The sequence below is a fragment of the Micromonospora endophytica genome (assembly GCF_003236305.1).
GTDB lineage: Bacteria > Actinomycetota > Actinomycetes > Mycobacteriales > Micromonosporaceae > Micromonospora > Micromonospora endophytica.
This window is the reverse complement of sequence record NZ_POTX01000359.1, coordinates 1-4,343: the sequence shown is the minus strand read 5'-3', so window position 1 is coordinate 4,343 and position 4,343 is coordinate 1. Positions and strand designations below refer to the sequence as shown.

5 protein-coding genes are annotated in these 4,343 nt (G+C 70.2%); 4 read left to right on the top strand and 1 reads right to left on the bottom strand.

What is annotated here, in order from left to right:
• Positions 1 to 44 precede the first annotated feature (44 nt).
• The 4 genes from C1I93_RS28900 to C1I93_RS28885 all read left to right on the top strand — a co-directional run bounded on the left by C1I93_RS28900 (position 45) and on the right by C1I93_RS28885 (position 3,693).
• Positions 45 to 1,787, top strand: a complete 1,743-nt coding sequence (locus tag C1I93_RS28900; protein ID WP_111246423.1) for a proline--tRNA ligase — start codon at positions 45 to 47, stop codon at positions 1,785 to 1,787.
• A gap of 71 nt (positions 1,788 to 1,858) precedes the next feature.
• Positions 1,859 to 2,284, top strand: a complete 426-nt coding sequence (locus tag C1I93_RS28895) for a CBS domain-containing protein (RefSeq protein ID WP_111246422.1) — start codon at positions 1,859 to 1,861, stop codon at positions 2,282 to 2,284.
• A 156-nt stretch (positions 2,285 to 2,440) separates the two neighbouring features.
• Positions 2,441 to 2,881, top strand: a complete 441-nt coding sequence (locus C1I93_RS28890) for a SufE family protein (RefSeq protein WP_111246421.1) — start codon at positions 2,441 to 2,443, stop codon at positions 2,879 to 2,881.
• A 176-nt stretch (positions 2,882 to 3,057) separates the two neighbouring features.
• A complete protein-coding gene (locus C1I93_RS28885; protein WP_111246420.1) occupies positions 3,058 to 3,693 on the top strand; it encodes a DsbA family oxidoreductase in 636 nt (211 codons plus the stop codon).
• Between the two features lie 47 nt (positions 3,694 to 3,740).
• Here the strand turns inward: C1I93_RS28885 and C1I93_RS28880 are convergent, their stop codons facing one another.
• On the bottom strand, positions 3,741 to 4,289 hold the full coding sequence (locus C1I93_RS28880) for a YbaK/EbsC family protein (RefSeq protein WP_111246424.1): 549 nt from the start codon (positions 4,287 to 4,289) through the stop codon (positions 3,741 to 3,743).
• Between the last annotated feature and the right edge of the window lie 54 nt (positions 4,290 to 4,343).

Here is a 4,343-nt window from a genome sequence, read left to right as displayed (position 1 = left end):
GAATCGGGGTGCTGGGGGGTGGGGGGTGGTCGTAGGGTGCGGTGATGTTGCTGCGGATGTCGACGGCGTTGATCCGGACCCTGCGGGAAGACCCGGCCGACGCGGAGGTGCCGAGTCATCGGCTGCTGCTGCGTGCCGGCTACATCCGTCGGGCCGCGCCGGGCGGCTACACCTGGCTGCCGCTGGGCAAGCTGGTGCTGGACCGGGTCACCGAGATCGTCCGGGCCGAGCTGACCGCGATCGGTGACCAGGAGGTGCACTTCCCGGCGTTGCTGCCGGCGGAGCCCTACCGCACCAGCGGGCGGTGGACCGAGTACGGCGACGACATCTTCACCCTGGCCGACCGGCGTGGTGCCGCACATCTGCTCGCAACCACCCACGAGGAGTTGGCGACGCTGTTGGTCAAGGACCTGTGCACCTCGTACCGGGATCTGCCGGTGACGGTGTTCCAGATCCAGACCAAGTTCCGCGACGAGGCCCGCCCCCGGGCCGGTCTGCTACGCGGACGCGAGTTCCTGATGAAGGACGCGTACTCCTACGACCTGGACGACGACGGCCTACGGGTCGCGTACGGTCGCCATCGCGAGGCGTACCAGAGGATCTTCGACCGGCTGGGCCTCGACTACTCGGTGGTGCACGCGGTGTCGGGCGCGATGGGCGGCTCCGCGTCGGAGGAGTTCCTGGCCACCACACCGGTCGGCGAGGACACCTACGTCGGCTGCACCGAATGCGGCTACGCGGCCAACACCGAGGCGGTCACCACGCCCGTGCCACCCGCCGGCGACCCGCACCGACACCCGGCCGCCGAGGTGCACGACACTCCGGAGACGCCGACAATCGCCAGCCTTGTCGAGTTGGCGAACGACCGCCGACTGGCTGGCCGGGACGACTGGTCGGCCGCCGACACCCTGAAGAACATCGTGCTGACGGTACGCCGCCCCGGTGCCGAGGCAGCCGAACTGCTTGTGGTCGGCCTGCCCGGCGATCGGGAGGTCGACCTGAAACGGCTGACCGCCGCGCTGGCACCGGCCACCGTGGACGTCTTCGACGCCTGGGACGAGCATCCCGAGCTGGTCCGTGGCTACCTCGGGCCGCAGGTCTTCGACAAGCTCGGTGTCCGCTACCTGGTCGACCCCCGCGTCGTACCGGGTAGCGCCTGGTTGACCGGTGCGAACGAGCCAGGCCGGCACGCCACAAACGTCGTCTGCGGGCGGGACTTCACCGCCGACGGCACGGTGGAGGCCGCCGAGGTCCGTGCCGGCGACCGCTGCCCCGGCTGTGCCACCGGCCGGCTGACCATGCGCCGGGGAATCGAGATCGGCCACATCTTCCAGCTCGGCCGGCGATACACCGACGCCTTCTCCGTGGACGTGCTCGGTCCGCAGGGCAAACCGGTCCGGCCCACCATGGGTTGCTACGGCATCGGGGTGTCCCGGGCGGTGGCGGCGATCGCCGAACAGCACCACGACGAGCGGGGACTGGTCTGGCCGGCCACGGTCGCACCCTGCGACGTACACCTGGTCGCCGCCGGCAAGGGCCCGCAGCTGGAGGCCGCGCTCGACCTCGGTGAGCGGCTGGCCGCCAGCGGCCTGCGGGTGCTTGTCGACGACCGGCCCGGCGTCTCCGCCGGGGTGAAGTTCACCGACGCTGAGCTGATCGGCATCCCGCGCACCGTCGTGGTCGGACGCCGCCTCACCGACGGGTACGTCGAGCTGCGTGACCGGGCGACCGGCGAACGAGTCGAGTTGTCCCTGGAGAACCTGGCGGAACAGTTGACGGGCGGGTAAATCTGAAACGTGGTGTAGCCGTCACGTGACGGGGTACGGATCGGGTCGGTTGACTGTTTCTGGAGGCTCTCATGACCGAGTACCGGGTCGCTGACGTGATGACCAGGCAGGTGATCTACCTGTCCGCCGAGACCACCCTGGACGAAGCCGCCCGGGTGATGAAGGAGGCCGACATCGGCGACGTCGTCGTCACCGACGGTGCCAACCTGGCCGGCATCCTCACCGACCGCGACATCGTGGTCCGGGCCGTGGCCGAGAACGCCGACGCGTCGAGCACCACCATCGGTTCGATCACCACCCGCGAGGTCGTGATGATCGAGCAGTTCTGCACGGCCGGTGAGGCCGCGGCGCTGATGCGGGAACGCGGCATCCGGCGGATCCTCGTCTGCGACAACGAGCGCAAACTGGTAGGCATCGTCTCCCTCGGCGACCTGGCCATGCAGCTCGACCCGACCTCCGCCCTCAGCGAAATCACCGAACAGTCACCCACGGTGTAAGGAGGGGCCCCCTATTAACGCCTCGTGTATAGGAAGGGCCCCCTATTAACACCACCCCGCGAGCGGCGCTGGGAGCACGAGCGGCGCGGGGAGCACGAGCGGCGCGGGGAGCACGAGCGGCGCGGGGAGCGCGAGCGGCGCCGGTAGCCTGGCGGAATGCCCGAGATGCCGAGCAAGCTGGCCGAGATCGTCGACGAGTTCGCGGCCGCGCCCCGCGACGTGGTGTTGGAGATGCTGCTGGAGTACTCCGATGCCGTACCGCCGCTGCCCGCCGGGCACGAGGGTCACGAGGGTCACGAGGGCATGGAACAGGTGCCGGAGTGCCAGACGCCGTTTTTCCTGCGCGCCGAGGTGACGGCCGAGGGCACGGTACGCACACTGTTCGACTGCCCGCCGGAGTCACCCACCACCCGGGCGTTCGCCGGCATCCTCGCCGAGGGGCTGGCCGACGCCAGCCCGGAGCAGGTGCTGGCCGTGCCGGATGACCTGTACCAGCGGATGGGGCTGGCCCAGGCGATCAGCCCGCTGCGGGTACGCGGCGGCACCGCCATCCTCGGCCGACTCAAGCGGCAGGTCCGGGAACAGGTTGGGGGTTGAACCGGCAGGTCCGGGAACAGGTTGGCGGTTGAACCGGCAGGTCCGGGAACAGGTTGGGGGTTGAACCGGCAGGTCCGGGAACAGGTTGGCGGTTGAACCGGCAGGTCCGGGAACAGGTTGGGGGTTGAACCGGCAGGTCCGGGAACAGGTTGGCCGGTCAGCGGGTTGATCCGGTCATGGAGATCGACATCTACGCCGACGTGGTGTGCCCGTGGTGCTGGATCGGCCGCCGTCGTCTGGAGCAGGCTCTGACCTCGTACGACGGCAAGGTGGACGTACGCCATCGACCGTTTCAGCTCGACCCGTCCCCGGTGACCGCGCCGGTGCCACTGCTCGACGCGTTGGCTGCCAAGTTCGGCGGGCCGGACCAGGCTCGGCAGATGACCGCCCAGGTCACCGAGATCGGTGCGAGTGTCGGCCTGGACCTGCGCTTCGAGCGCGCCATCGCGGCCAACACCTTCGACGCGCACCGGCTGATCAACTGGGCCACCGCCGGTGGCCGCGGCGGTGAGGCGGTCGAAGCCCTGCACCGCGCCCACTTCACCGAGGGCATTGACATCGGCTCGCGGGACGCGCTCGCGAAGGTCGCTGGCACGATCGGCCTGGACGACGCCGAAGCCCGTCGGTTCCTCGACTCCACCGAGGGTGTGGCCGAGTTGACCGCCGAACTGACCGCCGCCCGGCAGATCGGGGTGACGAGCGTGCCCACCTTCGTGCTCGCCGGGAAGTACGCGGTGACCGGCGCGCAGGAACCGGCCACCCTGCTCGCCGCTCTCACTGAGGTCGACAAGCGGGAGTCCACCGACGGCTGACTCGGGGGCGATGTTTCACGTGCAACAACATCGACCGACATCGAGGGTCAGGCCGGTCGGGCCAGATCCTCCACCACCCGGGCGCCGGGCAGCGCGGCCAGCGCCGGTCCCGGCAGCGCGATCTTGCTGTGCCGTACGCCGGAGCCGATGACGACGTACGGCATGGCCACCACCCGGGCGTCGACCAGGATCGGCCACTGCGATGGCAGACCGATCGGGGTGATGCCGCCGTACTCCATGCCGGTCAGCTCTACCGCGTCGACCATCGGCGCGAAGCTCGCCTTGCGGACGTCAAGCGTCCGCCGTGCCACCCCGTTGACGTCGGCCCGGGTGGTGGCGAGCACCAGGCAGGCCGCGTACCTGACGATTCCCTCGCGCTTGCCGGCGACCACCACGCAGTTGGCCGACTCGTCCAGGCCCACCCCGTACGCCTCGCAGAAGGCGGCCGTGTCGGCGAGGTCGGCGTCGATCGGCGCCACGAGCACCGAGTCGACGTCGACTCCGGCGTCGGCCGGCCACTGGGCCAGCGCCGTGGCGACCGGCGGCGCCAGCAGGTCGGGTCGAGTGCGGGCCGGCTCGGTCTTCAACGTTCCCATCACGGTTGCGATGGTCGCACCCACCGCACCCCCACCCGCGCCCACCCCACCCGT